An 18314-nucleotide genomic window follows, 5' to 3' on the forward strand; every position below is an offset into this window, starting at 1 on the left:
GAGAAGGTCGCGCGAGAATCCGTCTGCGGAGAGCGCGACCTTAATAAGTGATCTTCGGCGGCAGCTTCTTGGCCTTGGCGATGATGTCGCCGACCGACTTCTCCGACGGCAGGATGCGGACCAGCTTCTTCTTCTCGTTGGCCTCGCGCATGCTCTGGGCGAGCCTCGCCGGATTTCGATAGGAGAGCTCGCGCACGGTGGTGACGCCGGCGGCGCGGACCAGGCCGACCTTGGCCCGGCCCATGCCGGGGATGCGCATGTAGTCGGAGACGTTGGCCCATTCCAGCAGCAGCTGCTCGCTGATGCCGGTCTTGGCGGACAGCGCCTTGCGGCCCTTCACGGTCGAGGCGGCCTCGAGCAACGCGGCGGTGGTGCGGATGCCCTGCGCCTTCAGCTTGTTGGCGGCAAAGGAGGGCAGGCCCTCAATCTCGGAGATCGGATATGTCATGATACTCGATATGAAAAGCGTCGCTCAGGCGAACTGGCTGAGGCCCGGCGTCCCCGCGATGATCTTGCCCATCTGATCCGCTCCGATTTTGTCTCGGCCGTAGCGGAAAAGTTCACGGGCAATGGTCTGAATCTCGGACATGCCGAGGCCCAGCCCCATCAGGCGCGTGCCCACAGCCATCAAGCCGCCGCCCATCAGCCGCGACAGTCCGCCGCCGCTTCTGGACGCCTCGATCGCCGCTTCCGCTCCGGGAATCTGATTGATCAGGGCTTCGACGTTCTCGGAAGGGCCTTCGTTGCGGAGAAAGCCCAGGATAATGCCGACGGTCTTTTCGGCCACAGCACTATCTATGCTGGCGTTCGCCGCCAGCCGTCCGATCAGCTCGTCCATATGGCCTGCCCCTCAGCCGGTTCACATGCCGGAGTATTGTTTTCGAAAATGATCTTGAGCCGGTGCGATGTGAAATACAAGCGATGAACGCGACCAACGTCCGATTCACTCCCGAACGCGCGAAAAGTGTTGCAGCGATGCAAGAGCGGAGATGGAATCAGCAAGAAATTACCGCGGTGCGAACGCCTCGTTCCAACTTTCGGCTGATGTCGCCCGCTTGTTTCCGACAATGTCGCATGCTCAGGCCGCGTTGAACGGTTTTAATCGGCGCGCGACATGCGTTAAACTACGGAACTGGCGCATTTGGGTTTCAATACGCGAAACACGGCAGAGGGATCAGAGAGAATAATGACGGCACAGGACAGCAAGCTCGGCGACACTGACGACAAGATCTTCGTCGGCAAGGGAGACGAGCAGGCATGGCTGACGCTGGCGCTCGCCAATCGCCATGGCCTTGTCACCGGAGCAACCGGAACCGGCAAGACGGTGTCGCTGCAGGTCATGGCGGAAGGATTTGCGCGCGCCGGTGTCCCGGTCTTCGCCGCCGACATCAAGGGTGATCTCTCCGGCATCTCCGAGATCGGTGAGGCCAAGGACTTCATCGTCAAGCGCGCCTCCGAGATGGGGCTGAAATTCCAGCCCGACCAGTTCTCGACGGTGTTCTGGGATGTTTTCGGCGAGCAGGGCCACCCGGTGCGCGCGACCGTCACCGAGATGGGGCCGCTCCTGCTCGCGCGCATGCTCGACCTCAACGATGTGCAGGAAGGCGTGCTCAACGTCGCCTTCCGCGTCGCCGACGACAATGGGCTGACCCTCATCGACATGAAGGATCTGCGCGCGCTGCTCGATGCCATCGTGCCCGATAGCGGGAAGAAGGGAGCGGATGCTGAGGACAGCCCGCTTGCCGACATCAAGAAGGAGGCGCAGGGCTTCGGCAACGTCACGAAGGCCACCGTCGGCACCATCCAGCGCCAGCTCCTGGTGCTGGAGAACCAGGGCGGCACCAAGTTCTTCGGCGAGCCGGCGCTGGCGCTGAAGGATTTCATGAAGACCGATCGCGACGGCCGCGGCGTGGTCAACATCCTGGTCGCCGACAAGCTGCTGCAGAGCCCGCGGCTTTACGCGACATTCCTGCTGTGGATGCTGTCGGAGCTGTTCGAGGAGCTGCCCGAGGCCGGCGACCTGCCGAAGCCCAAGCTGGTGTTCTTCTTCGACGAGGCGCATCTGTTGTTCAACGACGCGCCCAAGGCGCTGATGGACAAGATCGAGCAGGTGGTGCGTTTGATCCGCTCCAAGGGCGTCGGCGTCTATTTCGTGACGCAGAACCCGGTCGACGTGCCGGACCGCGTGCTCGGCCAGCTGGGTAACCGCGTGCAGCATGCGCTGCGCGCCTTCACCCCGCGCGACCAGAAGGCGGTCGCGGCGGCGGCCCAGACCTTCCGCCCCAACCCGAAGCTCGACACCGCCAAGGTCATCACGGAGCTCGGCAAGGGCGAGGCGCTGGTGTCCTTCCTCGAAGGCAACGGCACGCCGACCATGGTCGAGCGGGTGATGATCCGGCCGCCGTCGGCCCGGATCGGGTCGATCACGCCGGAGGAGCGCAAGGCGATCATGGATGCAAGCCCGGTGAAGGGCAAATATGACACCGCCGTCGATGCTGAATCCGCCTACGAGATGCTTCAGAAGCGCATCGCCGGCACCGCGGCTACGGCCGACGGTCCGGCCGGCGAAAGCGGCGGCGGCATCCTCGGCCAGATCGGCTCGATCGTCGGCACCATCTTCGGCACCAATGTCAAGCGCGGCCGCCTCTCGACCGGCCAGGTCATTGCGCGGGATGTGACGCGATCGGTGACGAACCAGGTGATTGGCGGGCTGGCCGCCAATGTCGGCAAGTCGGTCGCCGGCCAGCTCGGCGGCTCGATCGGCCGCACCCTGGTCCGCGGTGCGCTCGGCGGGCTGCTGCGGAGATAGGCAGAGCGCCCTCTTGTGGCAATCCGTGTTCGGTCGGCTTGACTTCGGCCTGCATGGTTCGCCCGGCGATGCGAAGCATCGTCCGGGCCCGCTGCGCGGGCTCCTCACCATGAGGGTCTGAGATCTTGCCGCGAAACGAGACCTCATTCTGAGGAGCCCGCCAAAGGCGGCGTCTCGAAGGATGGCCGCGGGGACACGACCCATCACCACCAGCACAATTTCAAGTGAGGGGCTCTCCAAGCCCGCGCCGGTCTGCTACGTGCTATTTGTTGCCGACTGGACATAATGTGACCTCGACCGACCCATTCCCCAAGCCTGATGCGCCGAGACGCCTGTCGCTGCGTGCGCCGCTGGACCTGCTTTTCCTGCTCTGCTGTGTCATTCTGACCGCCGACGTTCTCGTTCCGGAGATCTTCGGCCACGGCAAGACCAAGGACTACGGGCTGTGGTACTGGGCCGGGCAGCAGGTTCTGAACGGCGGGCCGCTCTATCCCGCCGACATCCACTCGTATTTTGAATTCATCTATCCGCCGCTTCCCGCCATCCTGCTCGCGATCCCGAGCTGGTTCGGCAAGATCCCGCTCTACATCGTGCTGTCGATCCTGAATGTGCTGGCGTGGTGGTACACCGGCACATTGTCCAATGCGATGACCGGTTCGGGCCGCACGGCTGGCCCTTGGCTCGAGGCACTGCCGGCTTTCGTTACGGTGACCTTCGTGTTCGACATGTTCGACCTCGGCCAGCCGAACCTTCTGCTGCTGGCGATGATGCTCTACGGTTTCTGGAGCCTGCAGCATCAGCGAGCGTGGCGCGCAGGCTTCATGTTCGCGCTCGCCACCGCCATCAAGGTGTTTCCGATCGCGGTGCTGCCCTATCTGATGTGGCGGAGGAAGTGGGCCGCCGTCGCCGCGACGGTCGCCTTTACCGGCATCCTTCTCTATGTCGTGCCGGCCCCGATCCGCGGTTTCGAGCGCAACGCGGCCGAGCTCAAGACCTGGTATCAAGGCATGGTCGGGTCGAGCTCGGAAAGGGGCTTTGGCCAGCGCGACGAGCAGAACTGGTCGTGGGTCAATCAGTCCCTCATCGCCGTGACGCATCGCCTCGTCCGCCCGATCAACTATAATCAGGAGGATCCGAACAAGCCGCCGCGCACGATGAATGTCATCGACGTTGATTACAAAACGGCGAACTTGATCGTGCTGGCTGTCTCAGTCCTGCTCGGGCTCGGCTTCATTGCGGTCATGCCGCCGCGACGACGGCGAACGGCGCGCTCGGATGCCGAGGAGCTCGGCATCCTGTTCTGCCTGATGACGGTGGCCTCGCCCCTGGCGCGGCAATACTATTTCATGTGGCTGTTCTTCCCGATGACGGTGCTGATGCATCGTGCCGCCTTCGACGAGCGGGCGAATGTGCGGCTGGGAACCTGGCTCGCGCTGGGCGCGGCCGGCACCCTCATGCTGCTGGCGCTGCCGTGGTTTCCCAATGTCATCCAGGCCTGGGGCAACAACCTCGCCGCCACGGCCATTCTTGCCGGGAGCCTCGCATGGCACTTGCGGCATCCGCCGGTTGCCGCTGGCTCCGGGCCTGCGACGGGGCTAAAACCCAACAATCTTGAGAAGCCGTCTTAAGACTCAATAGTCAGGAATCCGACCATGGCCAATGCGCAGCTTCAATCCGTGCTCGACCACATCGACAAGGATTTTGACAACAGCCTGGAGCGTCTGTTCTCGCTGTTGCGGATCAAGTCGATCTCCGCGGATCCGGCCTTTGCGGCCGATTGCAAGGCGGCGGCCGAGCATCTCGCCAAGGATATCGCCAGCCTCGGCGTCGCCACCGAAGTGCGCCCCACTGCCGGCCATCCCGCTATCGTCGGCAAGACCAAGGCGGGCGGACGGCCGCATGTGATCTTCTACGGCCATTACGACGTGCAGCCGGTCGATCCGGAAAATCTCTGGCACCGTCCGCCGTTCGAGCCCGTGGTCACCGACCACGCCGACGGCCGCAAGATCATCGTCGCCCGCGGCGCCGAGGACGACAAGGGCCAGGTCATGACCTTCGTCGAAGCCTGCCGCGCCTGGAAGAAGGTGACGGGCTCGCTGCCGATCGACGTCACCTTCCTGATCGAAGGCGAGGAGGAGGTCGGCTCGAAGAATTTCGTGCCCTTCATCGAGGCCAACAAGGACGAGTTCAAGGCCGACTACGTGCTGGTCTGCGACACCGGCATGTGGGACCGCAACACGCCCGCGATCACGACCTCGCTGCGCGGCCTGCTCTACGAAGAGCTGAAGATCACCGCCGCCAACCGCGATCTGCATTCCGGCGTGTTCGGCGGCAGCGCGATGAATCCGATCCGGGTGCTCACCAAGATTCTCGGCGGCCTGTTCGACGACGACAACCGCATCACCATTCCCGGCTTCTATGACGGGGTGAAGGATCTGCCGCCCGACATCCTGGAGCAGTGGAAGAAGCTCAACCTGACGCCGGAGATGTTCTTGAAGCCGATCGGCCTGTCGATCCCGGCCGGCGAGAAGGGCCGGTTGCTGATCGAGCAGGCCTCCTCGCGTCCGACCTGCGACGTCAACGGCATCTGGGGCGGCTACATCGGCGAGGGCTCCAAGACGGTGATCCCCTCGCATGCATCCGCCAAGGTCTCGTTCCGCCTGGTCGAAGGGCAGGATCCCGCAAAGATCCGCAAGGCCTTCCGCGACTATGTGACGGCGCGCCTTCCCGGCGACTGCAAGGTCGAGTTCGGCGACCACTCCGCCGCGCCCGCGGTCGCGCTCGACTGGAACATGAAGCCGCTCGCCGCCGCCAGCAAGGCGCTGGCGGAGGAATGGGGCAAGGAGACCGTGCTGATGGGCTCCGGCGCCTCGATCCCGATCGTCGCCGACTTCAAGCGTACGCTTGGCCTCGACTCGCTGCTGGTCGGCTTCGGCCTCGACGACGACAACATCCATTCGCCGAACGAGAAGTACGACCTCCGCAGCTTCCAGAAGGGCATCCGCTCCTGGGCCCGGATTCTCGCAGCGCTCGCGGAGGTGAAGTAAGCACGGTGCCGTAGGCACCAGTGCCGTAGGGTGGGCAAAGCGCAGCGTGCCCACCACTTCCCAAATGAGCTGCAAGATCGTGGGCACGGCGCTGCGCGCCTTTGCCCACCCTACGAGACCTCTCCTCGTCATTGCGAGCGCAGCGAAGCAATCCAGAAATCCCTCCGCGGAGACAGTCTGGATTGCTTCGCTGCGCTCGCAATGACGGGGCAGGCGACCGGCCAAAAATAAAAACGCCGCCCGGAATTGGGCGGCGTTTCATTCCAAAAGGCGTAGAGGTTCGTTGAGCGCTACCCTACACCAAATCCGGAAAATCTCAAGACCGGTAGCCGGGATTGACGCGGTCGAGCTTGCGCAGCAGCGGCGGCCACACGAGGTTGTTGGCGCGCAGCTCGGCGCGGTCGCGGTTCGCGAGCAGCTCGGTGTTCTTCTCGATTGCGATCTCCTCGACCGGATATACCGGCGTGCCCAGCGCGCGCGTCCGCACCTGCATCGAGCAGGCGCGCTCGAGGTGATACATACGCTCGAAGGCGGAGGCGACCGAGCGGCCGACCGTCAGCGTGCCGTGGTTGCGCAGGAGCATGTGGTTGTGGTCGCCGAGGTCCTTCTGCAGCCGCGGCCGCTCCTCGTGATCAAGCGCGATGCCTTCATAGTCGTGATAGGCGAGGTCGTGGGTGACGAGCTGCGCGGTCTGGTTCAGCGGCAGCAGGCCTTCCGCGCTGCTCGACACCGCGGTGCCGTCGAGGGTGTGGAGATGCAGCACGCAGATCGCGTCCTCGCGTACCTCGTGGATCGCCGAATGGATGGTGAAGCCGGCCGGATTGATGCTGTACTCGCTCTCGGAGAGCTGGTTGCCGTGCAAATCGACCTTGACGAGGCTCGAGGCCGTGATCTCCTCGAACATCAGCCCGTAGGGGTTGATGAGGAAGTGATGGTCGGGGCCGGGCACGCGCGCGGAGATGTGGGTGTCGACCAGATCGTCCCAGCCGTACAGCGCGACGAGGCGATAGCAGGCGGCGAGATTGACCCGTTGCTGCCACTCGGCCTCCGTCATGTTGGAGGGCATTTCCCTCAGGCGGGCTTCTGCTGGTGACATGGCAATTCTCTCCGAACCTCGTTGTTGCGGAGCGAGAGCCTAGACTTGGGTGAGGCTGGCAGCAAGGCGCCCAAAGCGCGGCAGTTCAGCGTAGCCCGCATGCTTGTCCGCCGTAGCTCGAAGAGCGAAGGCGGAAGCGATATGCGGGGTCGCCCAAGAAGGTCCCGGATGTCGCTTTGCTCATCCGGGCTACGGGACTGTCCCGAATTTCGGAACTGCAGGAGAAGAATCTTACGGCGCGGGGATCGAGAGCAGGCTGGAAATGCTGCGGCCGCGGATGTCGTAGACGCGGGCGAACACCACGTCGTCGCGCTTGATCTCGACCATGACGGGCGCGGTGAGGCCCTTGCAGTAGAACTCGCCGAGCGTCATGGCGAAATCGGCCGCATTGGAATCCCAGCCGATGGTGAAGTCGGGCCCGAGCGCGACCTGCGCCGGACGCTGCGGACCGCACACGGCGACCTTCCATTTGCGATTGACGGGCGGAACTTCCTGGCGCTCGACCAGCTGCTCGCGCAGCTCGTCCGAGGCCTGCTTCAGCGCGAGGCCCCAATAGTCCAGCATGAAGCGGTCGTCGGCGGCGCGCACGGTGCCGGCGATGTGGTTGAAGTGGGTGTACTGGTAGGGGTGCAGCCGGATCATCTCGGCGAGCGAGAGAGCGAGGCCGAAGCAGAAGGTCGCGAGCACGACCGGCTGCCAGGTGCGGTGGTTGGCGCGCAGGCGCTCCATGCTCCAGGCGAAGGCGACGCCGCCCAGCACCGCCATCGGCGGGATCACGAAGACGAAATGGCGGATGCCGTTGTAGAGCGCGGGACGCTTCACCATCGCGATCGCGAGCGGCAGGGTCGCAGCCAGCGTCAGCATCAGGAGAATGGTCTTGCGGCGGGCCGGAACGTCGCCGCGCGGCAGCAGCGCGAAGGTGCTGACCACGGCGCCGCCCATCAGCACCAGCATCACCTCTGGCAGCTGCAGCGCGAACAGCGTCGGCAGGTAGGACCAGGGCATGTCGGGCACGGACACGATCGCGCCGTCGAACATCTCCTTCCACGGCTTCTCGAAGAAGTGCGAGAAGTAGGTCAGCGCCTCGAACGGATTGCCGGGCTCCATGATCGACCACGGCCAGATCAGCCCCATCACGAGATAGCCGACCACGAGACCGGGCAGCAGCACATAGACGACATGGGCGATGCGGCGGACCGATTCGCGCAGGCCCTCGGTGCGCAGTTCCTCCAGGAACAGCGGGATGAAACCGAGGATGGCGTAGACCAGTGCGAGCCCGCCGAGAACGCGGCAGCCGAGCGAAAGACCGGCTCCTAAGCCGACGATGAGGATCGTGCGCGGCGAAGGCTGCGGATATTCCTCGGCGAGCCGGACCAGGCCCAGCATCAGGATGATCATGGCCACCGCGAAGGGCGCATCCTTCGGGTTCATGAACATGTGGCCGTAGAAGATCGGGCACAGCGCGAGCAGCAGGAGCGAAGCAAGACCCGCGAGGGGGCCGCCGACGCGGCGGCCGAGCCGCCAGGTCACCGCAAGTCCGACCACCCCGACGATCGCTCCGACCAGGCGGCGCGTCTCGAACAGCTCGAGCGGGAGCACCTTGTGCAGGAGAGCCGCGACCATGTCGAAGCCGCCGCCATACATGTAGAGATTGGCGAAGGAGAGCGCCGCAGTGTCCTTGAAGCCGGAACCGAACATGCGCAGCAACAGGTCGGCATATTCAGCGTGGGTGTAATCGTCCCAGCCGAGCCCGTAGTCGCGGAAGGTCAAGCCTGCAATCACGGCGACCGCGGCCAGCACCAGCATGGCGAGATCCTCGCAAGTCCGTTCGACCGAGCGCCGCAGAGGCGTGTCGATCGCCGAAGTCGTGATGGATGTCATGGCTATTGGTGACCCGGAATCCCCTCTTGGCCCAGCTGGTGCGCGCGGGCCACTTCCCCGGTCTCCCTATAGCGCAGTTCCATTACCAAGTAATTGGGCATTATGGCTAAATTCCTGATGCGACGCAGCAAATCCTTGCAACCGGGAGCTTCCCAACAGTAGCGAGCCGTAGCTGAAGGGAATGTGAATAAGTCCCTGATTTCCTTCTCTTTAGGAACGCCGACCACAATTCACGGTTGGCGTGGAACGCCGTATGACGGTATCGTGGCGTGACGGGTGTCGCGTGTGGATGCGCGGCCGGGGATGAGTTCGATGAGCTTGGCAATGTTGATCGTGGGGATTGTCGCCGTGGTGGCGGGCCTCCTTGCGATCCTGTTTGGCTTCACCGTGAGGGAATTCAGCCTCGGCAGCACTCTCATAATCTCCGGCACGATCGGCGTCTGCTCCGGGATGTTACTGGCCGGCCTGCACCTGGTGCTGCTGGAGCTGAAGGGCATCGCCCGGCGGCTCGCCGGCGCACCGTCCGAGGTTCGGGTCAGGCCCGTGCTGCCGGGCCTCGCGGTGCCGGGCGCGGCTGCGTCCGAGCCGATGCCTGCTCCGGCCATGCGGGCCGAGCCGACGCCTCCGCCATCGCCGGCAACGGCGCCGCCATGGCTGGGCGAAGCGCCGGCGCGGGAGCGTCCGCGCGCCGAGCAGCCGCCGGAGCCGGTCGCACCGACGCCTCCTGCGGCGCCGGAACCGCCGCGCCGTCGCAACCTGATGTTCGCCTCGACCTCACGCAAGGAGCGCGAGCGCGCGGAGGCCAAGGCCGTCGAGGGGGCGCCGCCGACTGCAGAGCCCGCAGCACCTGCCGCGCCGGACACCCCGCCTGCGAGCTTCGACGACGCCTGGCCGAAGCCGGATCGCATGCGCCCGCCGGAACCGCCGGCTGCCGCACGCCGTCCGCCCCCGCCACCGCGCTCGCCCTCGACCTTCACCGAGGCTCCCCCGCCGCCGCCTGCACCCGAACCGGAGCCGGCGGCCGAACAGTCGCCTGTGACGGTGCTCAAATCCGGTATCGTCGACGGCATGGCCTATTCGCTCTATTCCGACGGCTCGATCGAGGCGCAAATGCCGGAAGGCATGATGCGCTTTGCCTCGATCGACGAGTTGCGCGCGCATCTCGATCAGCGGTCCTGAGACCTGAGGTACGCAAGTCCGGGCTACGCAAGTAAAGCGCGACCGTTCTTGTCACGTCGCCAGTCGTCAGCTCATATTCGCCAGTTGTCGTATTTTCGCCGAACGTATTGTTGACACGGAATACTTTGGCGTCGTCAATCCCGCGCGGCGCAACAGGGAAGGGGCAAGCCCATGTCGGATGCCGGGACTAAGAATTTCATCGAGCTGACGGCGAGCATCGTGTCGGCCTATCTCGGTAACAATCCGACGCCGGCCGCCGAGATTCCGAACCTGATCAGCCAGGTGCACGGCGCCCTGGTGCGGGTCTCGACGGGCCGCACCGAGGCGGCGCCGCTCGAGCCGGCAAAGCCGGCTGTGTCGCTGAAGAAGTCGATCGCGCCCGACTATCTCGTCTGCCTGGAAGACGGCAAGCGCTTCAAGTCGCTGAAGCGCCATCTGCGCACGCAGTACAACATGACGCCGGAGCAGTATCGCGAGAAATGGGGCCTGCCGGCCGACTATCCCATGGTCGCGCCGAACTACGCGGTGGCGCGCTCGCAGCTGGCCAAGCAGATGGGCCTGGGACAGCAGCAGCGGAAGAAGGGGAAGTAGTCCGTCCGCTCGGTCAGCTCTCGTAGGGTGGGCAAAGGCGCGCAGCGCCGTGCCCACCATCTTTCTTCAATCGCGCTGGAAACGTGGGCACGCTTCCGCTTTGCCCACCCTACGGCAGCGGCGTCACGTCGCTTCCGCGAGCGCCTCTTTCGCATCCGTTTTGATGCGCTCGACCATCGAGCGCAGGCCGTTGGAGCGCTGCGGCGTCAGATGATCGCGGAAGCCGAACTCGTTGAACACGGCGATCGCGTCGGTCGCGAGGATTTCCTGCGGCGTGCGGCCGGAATAGAGCGCGAGCACGATCGCGACCAGCCCGCGCACGATATGGGCGTCGCTGTCGCCGCGATATTTCAGGATCGGCGCGCCATTGCTGCGGTCGACCAGCTTCTGCAGCCAGACCTGGCTGACGCAGCCCCGCACCTTGTTCTCGGCGGAGTGCTCCGCCTCCGGCAGCGGTTCCAGGGTGCGGCCGAGCTCGATGACATACCGGTAGCGGTCGTCCCACTCGTCCAGAATCTCGAAATTGTCCCTGATTTCGTCGATCGTCGTCATATTGGCCCACGGTTCCGGTTAAGGCCAATATAGGGACGCGAAGCCGTGAAATCGATAGGGTTTGGGCCCTAATTCGCTGCCTGAGGGCCGCGCCATTCCAGCGCGAGGTCGTCCTGGGTCAGGGTGTCGCGCGGTGCCTCGCTCGCGGCGGCGTCGCCTTCGCCGGCCATCGCGATCGAGCCGGTATGGTCGGGCGCCTTCTTATGGTCGTTCTTGGGGCCGTCGTTCTTGTCGTTGGTGATCTGCTCCTTCTTGTCGTTGATGATCTGATAGATCTTCTTCGCGCCGTCCTGTGCGCGCTGGCCGATGATGGTCGCGGCCTGGCCGCCGACCTCGCAGGCCGCCGGCTGGCGCTTGCAGAACTGGGTCATGTCGGAGACGGCCGCGGTCGCAGCCGAGACCGCATCGGCGGCACCGATCTGCGGCAGCTTCTCCGATTCGGGTGTCTTGTCCCTGGGCAGGAGCACCAGCACCAGCCCGAGCCAGAATGTGATGCGGAGCAGAAAGCGCATCTTGTCGAACCTGTACTTTAGATCCCGCCGCGGCGATCTCCGCGGGCTTGCGACCTAGCAACTCTCGATAAATCGCAAGTGATTGCCTTGAGCTTAATTCGCGGAAAATTGACGCAAAAATCTTCGCACGGCCCCGGTCTCGTAAATTTTCCATTGATGCTGCGGCCCGTGACCTTCCGGAGCCCGCGTATCCACCAATTCGAAACCATGCGGCGGACGGTGAAACCCTGTGTTCACCATCCTCACCGAAGACGTCGTCAAATCGTCTAAAAAGCTCCGCGATGACACGGTGTCCGGCCGCGTGCCGCGTCGCCTTAGCACTCGTTTAAGGTCGCTCTGACAGGTTGGCTCAACGACAAGGAGGCGTTCCGGCGCGTCTTCTCAAGACGATTGAGCCGAAGCGCGAGACCCGTGACAGTTTTGAGTATCATCCGCGATTGTCTCGATGCGCTGCTGCATCCCTCCGCGCGTTACGATGCGCTGACGCGAGCGCGCCATCGTGCCTTCATGGCGCCGCGGCTGCTGGGCAGCCTGGCAGCGTTTGCCGCATTCCCTGTTTATCTTGCCATGCGTGGCGCGCCGAGCGCAGTCGAGGTCGCGGCCTTTGCCTGGCTGATCGCGCCGATCATGCTGTCCTGGTTCCTGTCGCGGACCGGCCGCTACGAGGGCGCGCACGTGCTGTCGTCGCTGGCGCTCTCCGGCCTGATCATGGCGGTCGCGGTCACCACGGGCGGAATCGATTCGTTCGCGGCGGTCTGGCTGGTCGTGGTTCCCCTCGAAGCTGCGCTGTCGGCCTCGCGGCGCGTCGCCGCTTTTGCCTCGCTGCTGGCGCTGTCCTGCGCCGGAGTGCTGATCCTCGTCAGCCAGCTCGGCTGGTTGCCGGTGGAGGAGCCGAGCGCTGCGCATCGCGGCGTGCTGATGGCCTTCGGCGTTGCCTCGGCTACTCTTTATGCAGCGGGCCTAGCGTTCGGCGCGGAATCGCTGGCGCGCACCAGCGTCGCGCTGTTGTCGCGCGAGGAGGAACGTTATCGCCTGCTCGCGCGCAACATGAGCGACGTGATCTCCCGGCATCAGCGCAACGGCGCGGTGCAGTTCATCTCGCCGGCCGCCGAGGCCATGCTCGGCCTGTCAGTGACGCAGCTGCACGGTCACGGCCTGTTCGACCGCGTCCATGTCGCCGATCGTCCGGCCTATCTCACCGCGTTGTCGGATGCCGCGCGCGGCGACGTGCGCAGCGTCGAGTTCCGGGTGCGGCGCGAGCCTGCCGGCTCGGAGCGCGGCCAGGTTGATTTCATCTGGGTCGAGATGCGCTGCCGGCCGCTCGACCAGGATCGGGGCCGGGATCCCGCGCGCGAGGCCGAGGTCGTCGCGGTGATGCGCGACGTCACCGATCGTAAGCATTCCGAGCAGGCGCTCGATCAGGCCCGCAGCGCTGCGGAAGCCGCCGATGCCGCCAAGACGCGCTTCCTCGCCACCATGAGCCATGAGCTGCGCACGCCGCTCAATGCGATCATCGGCTTCTCGGAGATGATCGCGCAGGAGCAGACCCTGATGCTGGGTGCGGCCCAGCGCAAGGAATATGCCCAGCTCATCAACGATTCCGGCCAGCATCTGCTCTCGGTCGTCAACGGCATCCTCGACATGTCGAAGATGGAATCGGGCAATTTCGAGATCGCATCGGAGCCGTTCGCGCCGCGCGCCTCGCTGCTGCATTGCTGCAATCTGCTGGCGCTGAAGGCGCGGGAGAACGGCGTCGACCTCGTCACCGACGCGCCGCAGGACCTGCCGGTCATGACCGGCGATCCCAGGGCCTTCAAGCAGATCGTGCTCAACCTCGTCGCCAACGCCGTCAAGTTCACCGAACGCGGCGGTCAGGTCTCCGTATCAGCAGCGGTGACCGGATCGCAGCTCACGCTGCGCATCAGCGACACCGGCGTCGGCATCGCGCCCGACGATCTCAAGCGCATCGGTGCGCCGTTCTTCCAGGCCGGCAAGACCTATCAGCGCCGTCACGAAGGTACGGGACTTGGATTGTCCATCGTCAAGAGTCTCGTGGCATTGCATCTCGGCGAATTGACGGTACAAAGCCGGTTAGGTGAGGGCACCGCCGTCACCGTCAAGCTGCCGCTCGTCTATACACCGCCGCAAGCCAAACCGGTCGAGAGCAAGGTCACGACCTTGACGCCGGTGCCGCGCCAAGAACTTCACAAAGAAGAAGAACTCAACGATCAACGTCACGACCAACCTGCTCCGGTGAAGAAAAGTGCCTAAGAAGTCTGCCAAGGACGAAGCTGCTCCGCGCCGCCGTGGTGCCAAGGGTGGGGCCAAGGCTGCGGTCATCGATGTCGAGACCGAGCGCAACCTCGTGATGCGCGTGCTGCTGCACAGTCCGAAGGACACATTGGCCGGCCTCGTTGCCGTTGCCGCGATCGGTGCGATCGTCGCCAATGCGCTGTTCCTGCAGACCGGCCGGCATCCTGCGCCGATGTTCGGCACCGTGATCAATCTTCCCGCGCCGTCCTCGGTGCCGCTGTCGAATCCCATGCCGCGTCCACGCCCGGTCGGCGCCGACACCTCGCCGCTCGAACCTAAGGCCACCGAGTTTCGCGTCGAGCCCAAGCCGGCCGAGCGCGCCGCCGAGAAGCCGGTGGAGAAACCGGTCGAGGCGACCGCATCGACGCCGCGCGCGGGCAACGATCCCATGACCAATCTGGTCAAGGCGACGACCTCGACGCCGCCGTCCGCGATCCGTCCGCCGGCCCCGATTCCGATGCAGAGCCCGGCCGCGCGGCGCATCGCCGGCGTGCAGCGCGCGCTGTCCGAATACGGCTATGGCAATCTGAAGATCACCGGCACGATGGGCGGCGAAACCCAGTCCGCGATCCAGAAGTTCGAGCGCGAGCACAAGATGCCCGTCACCGGCCAGGTCTCCGACCGCCTGCTGCGCGAGCTCGCCGCCGCGATCGGCCATCCCGTCGAATAATCGTCAGGCTTGCTTGCAAGGCTGGTGCTGATGGCGGCCCTGGCCTATCGTCCTTTCCATGCGTTTGAAATCCAACATATGGGTCGCGGCCTACTTGCGCCGCTGCCAGACCGAGGGCGTGTTCGGCGCGGTGCGCCGCCGCGGCGCCGAGGAGGCGGGCGCGGTGTTCGTGAAAGTGTCGCTGCTCGACGGCAATGCGATGCTCTACGTGCCGGCGCCGCAGACGGTTTACGACGACGGTCGTCCCGTCGATCGCTTCTTCGTGCCGGTGGCGCCGCAGCCTCTGCCGGAGCACACGATCGAGGAGCGCCTGACCAAGGAGCTTCGCTTCGATCCGGATGCGTGGATCGTCGAGACCGAAGACCGCGCGGGCCGGCATTTTCTGGAACTGGCGAAGACGTAACTACTGCCTCACCGTCATTGCGAGCGCAGCGAAGCAATCCAGACTGTCTCCGCGGAGGGACTCTGGATTGCTTCGCTGCGCTCGCAATGACGAGTCCGGGGCGGGCTGCATGCCTAACTCGCAGCGTCACTGCCCACAGGGTCAAGCGCGAGAAATTCAGCGATCGGACGACCCGCCGGTGCCGGTGCGCACCGTTGGGCTGGAGCCCGGCTGCACGCCCGGCCGCGTCTGGCTGGCGCCGGCGCGAGCGCGCTGGCGTTCGCCGTCATGCAGCGATGACTGGTATTTTGCCCGCGTCACCGCGAGCGTCGAGCCGCGCCAGGCCGCCAGCATGACCAGGGCGGAGCGGTCGTCGAGGCGGTCGTAGAGCCGCGACAGCCGGTACACCTCGTTCACGGAATTGCCGATCTCCGGCTTGAAGAACAAGAGGATGCGCTGGAAGTTCGGGCTCGGCATGTCGAGCGCGCGCGCGGCGACCGCGAGCGCTTCGCCGCCGGCATCGTCGACGATCTGTGCTGCGACGCGCGAGGGCAGGATCAGGCTGTCGCCGAGCTCGAGGGTGAAACTCTCGACGTCGCCCGCGATCGCCGCCATCTCCAGGATCTGGAACGCGCGCTTGGCGCGCACGGTGGGAATCCGCGGCGCGGCCTTCAGCGGCGTCTGCGCCAGATTGTGCAGGATCAGCGCGCGCTCGGAGGCGGAGGCGCGGAAGAACATGTCGTGGATCTCGGCGGCGTCCTTCGGCTGCATCGCCATGTTCGCCGCCATGCGCTGCTCGGCCTCGGTCGGCGCGCGCACCGGGGAGCAGGCCGGCGCGGGCGCGGGGATTTCGCGTGCCAGCGGAATCCTGCGGCCTTCCTGGGCCGCGACCAGCCCGAGCTTCTGCAGCACCGGGACCGGCGTCTGCGGATAGACCGCGAGCTTGGCCTTGATGGCCGCGCGCGTCGCGTCGTCGACCTGGTCGATCAGCCGCGTCGCAAGCTCGATGAACTGGCGCTGCTCGTCATCGCTGTGAACGCGCGTCTGGACATAGAGGTCGGTCAGCACGCGCAGCAGCGTCGGCCGAACATCGACGCCTTCGCGACGGGAGAGGCTCATCAGCCCGTCGAATCCGGGAAACAGCGACTTGGTCATGGGAGGCGTACGCAACTCGGAGAAGATACTTGGGGCGAGCCTAGCGCAGGTTCCTTTAAAGGCTCGTTAAGGAAAACGAGGCGTGAAGCCGGCCCTTAAATTTGAGGCCTTCTCGTGCCGCAACGGGACGGCGCGGCCGGTCCGTGCAGTTACGGTCTAAAGGGCATGTTTACACCCCGTTAACCATGAGCTGATCTTAATGATCGCCATGTTGCAGGGGCGTATTTGATCGCGCGGCAATTGAGAGAGCTGACATGGGGACCATCATCGAATTTCCGGCCGGTCGCCGGGTAGGCTCATCGGGGGACGTCACACCGCACGCGGACATGGGAACGATTCTGATTCTCCCGGTGATCCGCATCGAGCGCGAGAGCGACGAAACCAGCGGCGATCGCGGACCAGAGCAGGGCACAGCGCCGGGGCGCCGTCGTCGCCGTCGCTAGGTCCGGCTTTTTGCAATGCCGGACCTCATCCGCCATATCCGGCCTTTCGTATCGGCCGTCCTGCTCGCGCTGCTCGGCGCGACGTTGGGCGCCTGCAGCGGCGGCGATTTCGGCCGCACCCGCGCCGACATGCGCAGCGACGACATGCATCGCTGGCTGGGCGCCGAGGCCACCGGCAGCGTCGGCCTGCAGGCTTCGCAATTCCAGCTCACCGACGAGGAACGCCAGCTTCGCGACCTCGCCTATCCCATGATCGAGCCGCCGCTGTCGCGCCCGGCCTGGAAGAGCGTGTTCGGCGACTACAAGCCGCTGCCATCGCCCTGGCACCAGAAGATCGTGTTGGACCGCACCATGTACGGCCGCACGCTGATCGACGAGCCGCACCGCTCGCATTCCTCGCGCTATGCGCAGCTGATCGAGGATGTCCGCAACGACATCACCCGTTTCGAGCCGTTCTTCGCCAGCGCGATCCGCGTCATCGATCTCGACAGGAAGCGCGATGCCACCATGGCGCGCGTCTCCGCGCTCTCGCCCAGGGAGAGGGACGATGCGGTCGCGCGCATGCAGGAGAACTCGCTGATCGTGCAGTGGGTGCAGCAGTGCCTGGAGCAGCGCGTCTCCTCCTACCGCTGGGCGCTGGAGCGCCTGGTGATCCAGGCGCCCGACGGCATGGCCGCCGATGCCGACCGCCTGATCGGCGAGCTCGCCGCCCAGACTGCCCATCCGCCGGTCATGAGCCAGCCGCCTTACGGCCGCGCGGTCGTCTCGAAGGGCTGACTCTTTTGCGCGCGCCGGGCCGTCGTCCGGTCGGCTCTGGCTTTCGCCGCTGCTTCTGAAGCTTCCCGACAAAATCCTTCAGCGCATCCGCCAGCGGCGCCGATGCGCGATAGGCCAGCCCGACCTCGCGCGTGACCTTGACCTCGATCTCGCGCACCGCGACATCGGGACTGCCGCGTGCCACGCCTTCCGGGACGATGGCGATGCCGACGCCGGCAGCCACGAGCGCCATCGCCCAGTCCTCCGATTGCGCGATCGCCGCGGTCTGGCGCCGCTGCGCATTGCGGCCGAAGAATGCGCTCTGCTCGCAATGGCAGCGGTCGATCAGCGGGACCTCGGCGAGGTCGGCGGCGCGGAGCTTCTCCTTCAGCGTCAGCGGGTGTGACGGCGGCAGCGCCGCGACATAGCGCTCGCTCCACAGCGCGACGAAATGCTCGTCATCGCGCAGCATGGTCTTTGCGATGATCCGCGCGTCGGCGCGCTCGTCGCTGCCGACGAGGCGGAGCGCGATGTCGCTGCGCGCCGTCAACGGCTTGAGCAGCGCGATCGTCCTGGGCACGTCGAGCGTGCGCATCAGGCCCAGCGTCACCGTAGTTTTTGTCGCCGGCTTCCTGAACAGGCTGCGCGCGGCATCGGCCTCGTCGATGATGCGGCGGGCCAGGGTGTGAAACTGCTCGGCCGAGGCGGTGGGCGCGACGCCCTTCTTGTGCCGGATGAACAGCGTGGTGCCGAGCTCGGCCTCCAGATGGGTGATCGCGGTCGAGATCGACGGCTGCGACACGAAGCAGGCGCGCGCCGCGGCGGTCAGGTTGCGCTCGCGGTAGACGGCGGCGAAGTAGCGAAGCTCGCGGATGTCCATAGGATAGGCCTAGAGATAGTATCAATATTCGATATTTTACCTATGGCA

At 65.3% G+C, this 18314-nt stretch carries 18 protein-coding genes; 10 read left to right on the top strand and 8 right to left on the bottom strand.

What is annotated here, in order from left to right:
• Window positions 1–40: 40 nt before the first annotated feature.
• Window positions 41–448 carry a DUF4332 domain-containing protein gene (locus IQ16_RS05765; protein WP_018647954.1) on the bottom strand — a complete coding sequence of 136 codons (408 nt, stop codon included), beginning with the start codon at window positions 446–448 and terminating at the stop codon, window positions 41–43.
• A gap of 24 nt (window positions 449–472) precedes the next feature.
• Complete coding sequence (locus IQ16_RS05770; RefSeq protein WP_018647953.1) at window positions 473–838, bottom strand: hypothetical protein; 366 nt, start codon at window positions 836–838, stop codon at window positions 473–475.
• A 348-nt stretch (window positions 839–1186) separates the two neighbouring features.
• Between IQ16_RS05770 and IQ16_RS05775 the strand changes: the two genes are divergently transcribed.
• The 3 genes from IQ16_RS05775 (at window position 1187) to IQ16_RS05785 (ending at window position 5856) form a co-directional block, all read left to right on the top strand.
• Window positions 1187–2809 (top strand): helicase HerA-like domain-containing protein, encoded by a 1623-nt coding sequence (locus tag IQ16_RS05775; RefSeq protein WP_018647952.1) that lies wholly within the window; start codon window positions 1187–1189, stop codon window positions 2807–2809.
• Between the two features lie 287 nt (window positions 2810–3096).
• Window positions 3097–4437, top strand: coding sequence for a glycosyltransferase family 87 protein (locus IQ16_RS05780; RefSeq protein ID WP_018647951.1), 1341 nt, complete (start codon window positions 3097–3099; stop codon window positions 4435–4437).
• A 24-nt stretch (window positions 4438–4461) separates the two neighbouring features.
• A complete protein-coding gene (locus IQ16_RS05785; RefSeq protein ID WP_018647950.1) occupies window positions 4462–5856 on the top strand; it encodes a M20/M25/M40 family metallo-hydrolase in 1395 nt (464 codons plus the stop codon).
• A 316-nt stretch (window positions 5857–6172) separates the two neighbouring features.
• Here IQ16_RS05785 and IQ16_RS05790 read toward each other — a convergent pair whose 3' ends face one another.
• Window positions 6173–6952 (bottom strand): class II aldolase/adducin family protein, encoded by a 780-nt coding sequence (locus tag IQ16_RS05790; RefSeq protein ID WP_018647949.1) that lies wholly within the window; start codon window positions 6950–6952, stop codon window positions 6173–6175.
• A gap of 231 nt (window positions 6953–7183) precedes the next feature.
• A complete protein-coding gene (locus IQ16_RS05795) occupies window positions 7184–8833 on the bottom strand; it encodes a glycosyltransferase family 39 protein (protein ID WP_145831301.1) in 1650 nt (549 codons plus the stop codon).
• A gap of 312 nt (window positions 8834–9145) precedes the next feature.
• Between IQ16_RS05795 and IQ16_RS05800 the strand changes: the two genes are divergently transcribed.
• Together IQ16_RS05800 and IQ16_RS05805 are read left to right on the top strand one after the other, a co-directional pair.
• On the top strand, window positions 9146–10012 hold the full coding sequence (locus IQ16_RS05800) for a hypothetical protein (protein ID WP_018647947.1): 867 nt from the start codon (window positions 9146–9148) through the stop codon (window positions 10010–10012).
• A gap of 171 nt (window positions 10013–10183) precedes the next feature.
• Window positions 10184–10603, top strand: a complete 420-nt coding sequence (locus tag IQ16_RS05805; RefSeq protein ID WP_018647946.1) for a Ros/MucR family transcriptional regulator — start codon at window positions 10184–10186, stop codon at window positions 10601–10603.
• 123 nt (window positions 10604–10726) lie between these two features.
• Here IQ16_RS05805 and IQ16_RS05810 read toward each other — a convergent pair whose 3' ends face one another.
• Together IQ16_RS05810 and IQ16_RS05815 are read right to left on the bottom strand one after the other, a co-directional pair.
• A complete protein-coding gene (locus tag IQ16_RS05810; protein WP_018647860.1) occupies window positions 10727–11155 on the bottom strand; it encodes a SufE family protein in 429 nt (142 codons plus the stop codon).
• Window positions 11156–11223: 68 nt separating this feature from the next.
• Window positions 11224–11667 (bottom strand): DUF5330 domain-containing protein, encoded by a 444-nt coding sequence (locus IQ16_RS05815; protein ID WP_018647859.1) that lies wholly within the window; start codon window positions 11665–11667, stop codon window positions 11224–11226.
• A gap of 411 nt (window positions 11668–12078) precedes the next feature.
• Here IQ16_RS05815 and IQ16_RS05820 point away from each other — a divergent pair, with 411 nt between their 5' ends.
• The 3 genes from IQ16_RS05820 to IQ16_RS05830 are packed head-to-tail and all read left to right on the top strand — an operon-like array spanning window position 12079 to window position 15053.
• Window positions 12079–13938, top strand: a complete 1860-nt coding sequence (locus tag IQ16_RS05820; protein WP_026312790.1) for a sensor histidine kinase — start codon at window positions 12079–12081, stop codon at window positions 13936–13938.
• Window positions 13931–14650, top strand: a complete 720-nt coding sequence (locus tag IQ16_RS05825; RefSeq protein ID WP_018647857.1) for a peptidoglycan-binding domain-containing protein — start codon at window positions 13931–13933, stop codon at window positions 14648–14650. The genes IQ16_RS05820 and IQ16_RS05825 overlap by 8 nt, the downstream gene beginning before the upstream one ends.
• Before the next feature lie 58 nt (window positions 14651–14708).
• Window positions 14709–15053, top strand: a complete 345-nt coding sequence (locus IQ16_RS05830; RefSeq protein ID WP_018647856.1) for a DUF1491 family protein — start codon at window positions 14709–14711, stop codon at window positions 15051–15053.
• A gap of 156 nt (window positions 15054–15209) precedes the next feature.
• On the opposite strand, the gene IQ16_RS05835 is transcribed toward IQ16_RS05830, so the two are convergent.
• Window positions 15210–16187: a DUF2336 domain-containing protein gene (locus IQ16_RS05835; RefSeq protein ID WP_018647855.1), complete on the bottom strand. Its 978-nt coding sequence runs from the start codon at window positions 16185–16187 to the stop codon at window positions 15210–15212.
• Between the two features lie 254 nt (window positions 16188–16441).
• Between IQ16_RS05835 and IQ16_RS05840 the strand changes: the two genes are divergently transcribed.
• Window positions 16442–16630, top strand: a complete 189-nt coding sequence (locus tag IQ16_RS05840) for a hypothetical protein (RefSeq protein WP_018647854.1) — start codon at window positions 16442–16444, stop codon at window positions 16628–16630.
• Between the two features lie 15 nt (window positions 16631–16645).
• The gene (locus IQ16_RS05845) at window positions 16646–17407 is read left to right on the top strand and encodes a hypothetical protein (protein WP_018647853.1); all 762 of its coding nucleotides are present in this window, start codon (window positions 16646–16648) and stop codon (window positions 17405–17407) included.
• On the opposite strand, the gene IQ16_RS05850 is transcribed toward IQ16_RS05845, so the two are convergent.
• A complete protein-coding gene (locus IQ16_RS05850; protein ID WP_018647852.1) occupies window positions 17361–18266 on the bottom strand; it encodes a LysR family transcriptional regulator in 906 nt (301 codons plus the stop codon). The genes IQ16_RS05845 and IQ16_RS05850 overlap by 47 nt on opposite strands.
• Window positions 18267–18314 lie beyond the last annotated feature (48 nt).

Source organism: Bradyrhizobium huanghuaihaiense, assembly GCF_007830635.1.
Taxonomy (GTDB): Bacteria; Pseudomonadota; Alphaproteobacteria; order Rhizobiales; family Xanthobacteraceae; genus Bradyrhizobium; species Bradyrhizobium huanghuaihaiense.

Bases quoted from the DNA above. Each gene is read 5' to 3' on its own strand.
- IQ16_RS05845 (WP_018647853.1), top strand. From the start codon at position 16,646: ATGCCGGACCTCATCCGCCATATCCGGCCTTTCGTATCGGCCGTCCTG.
- IQ16_RS05815 (WP_018647859.1), bottom strand. From the start codon at position 11,667: ATGCGCTTTCTGCTCCGCATCACATTCTGGCTCGGGCTGGTGCTGGTG.
- IQ16_RS05770 (WP_018647953.1), bottom strand. From the start codon at position 838: ATGGACGAGCTGATCGGACGGCTGGCGGCGAACGCCAGCATAGATAGT.
- IQ16_RS05790 (WP_018647949.1), bottom strand. From the start codon at position 6,952: ATGTCACCAGCAGAAGCCCGCCTGAGGGAAATGCCCTCCAACATGACG.
- IQ16_RS05810 (WP_018647860.1), bottom strand. From the start codon at position 11,155: ATGACGACGATCGACGAAATCAGGGACAATTTCGAGATTCTGGACGAG.
- IQ16_RS05765 (WP_018647954.1), bottom strand. From the start codon at position 448: ATGACATATCCGATCTCCGAGATTGAGGGCCTGCCCTCCTTTGCCGCC.
- IQ16_RS05795 (WP_145831301.1), bottom strand. From the start codon at position 8,833: ATGACATCCATCACGACTTCGGCGATCGACACGCCTCTGCGGCGCTCG.
- IQ16_RS05850 (WP_018647852.1), bottom strand. From the start codon at position 18,266: ATGGACATCCGCGAGCTTCGCTACTTCGCCGCCGTCTACCGCGAGCGC.
- IQ16_RS05830 (WP_018647856.1), top strand. From the start codon at position 14,709: ATGCGTTTGAAATCCAACATATGGGTCGCGGCCTACTTGCGCCGCTGC.
- IQ16_RS05835 (WP_018647855.1), bottom strand. From the start codon at position 16,187: ATGACCAAGTCGCTGTTTCCCGGATTCGACGGGCTGATGAGCCTCTCC.
- IQ16_RS05785 (WP_018647950.1), top strand. From the start codon at position 4,462: ATGGCCAATGCGCAGCTTCAATCCGTGCTCGACCACATCGACAAGGAT.
- IQ16_RS05840 (WP_018647854.1), top strand. From the start codon at position 16,442: ATGGGGACCATCATCGAATTTCCGGCCGGTCGCCGGGTAGGCTCATCG.
- IQ16_RS05800 (WP_018647947.1), top strand. From the start codon at position 9,146: ATGAGCTTGGCAATGTTGATCGTGGGGATTGTCGCCGTGGTGGCGGGC.
- IQ16_RS05775 (WP_018647952.1), top strand. From the start codon at position 1,187: ATGACGGCACAGGACAGCAAGCTCGGCGACACTGACGACAAGATCTTC.
- IQ16_RS05805 (WP_018647946.1), top strand. From the start codon at position 10,184: ATGTCGGATGCCGGGACTAAGAATTTCATCGAGCTGACGGCGAGCATC.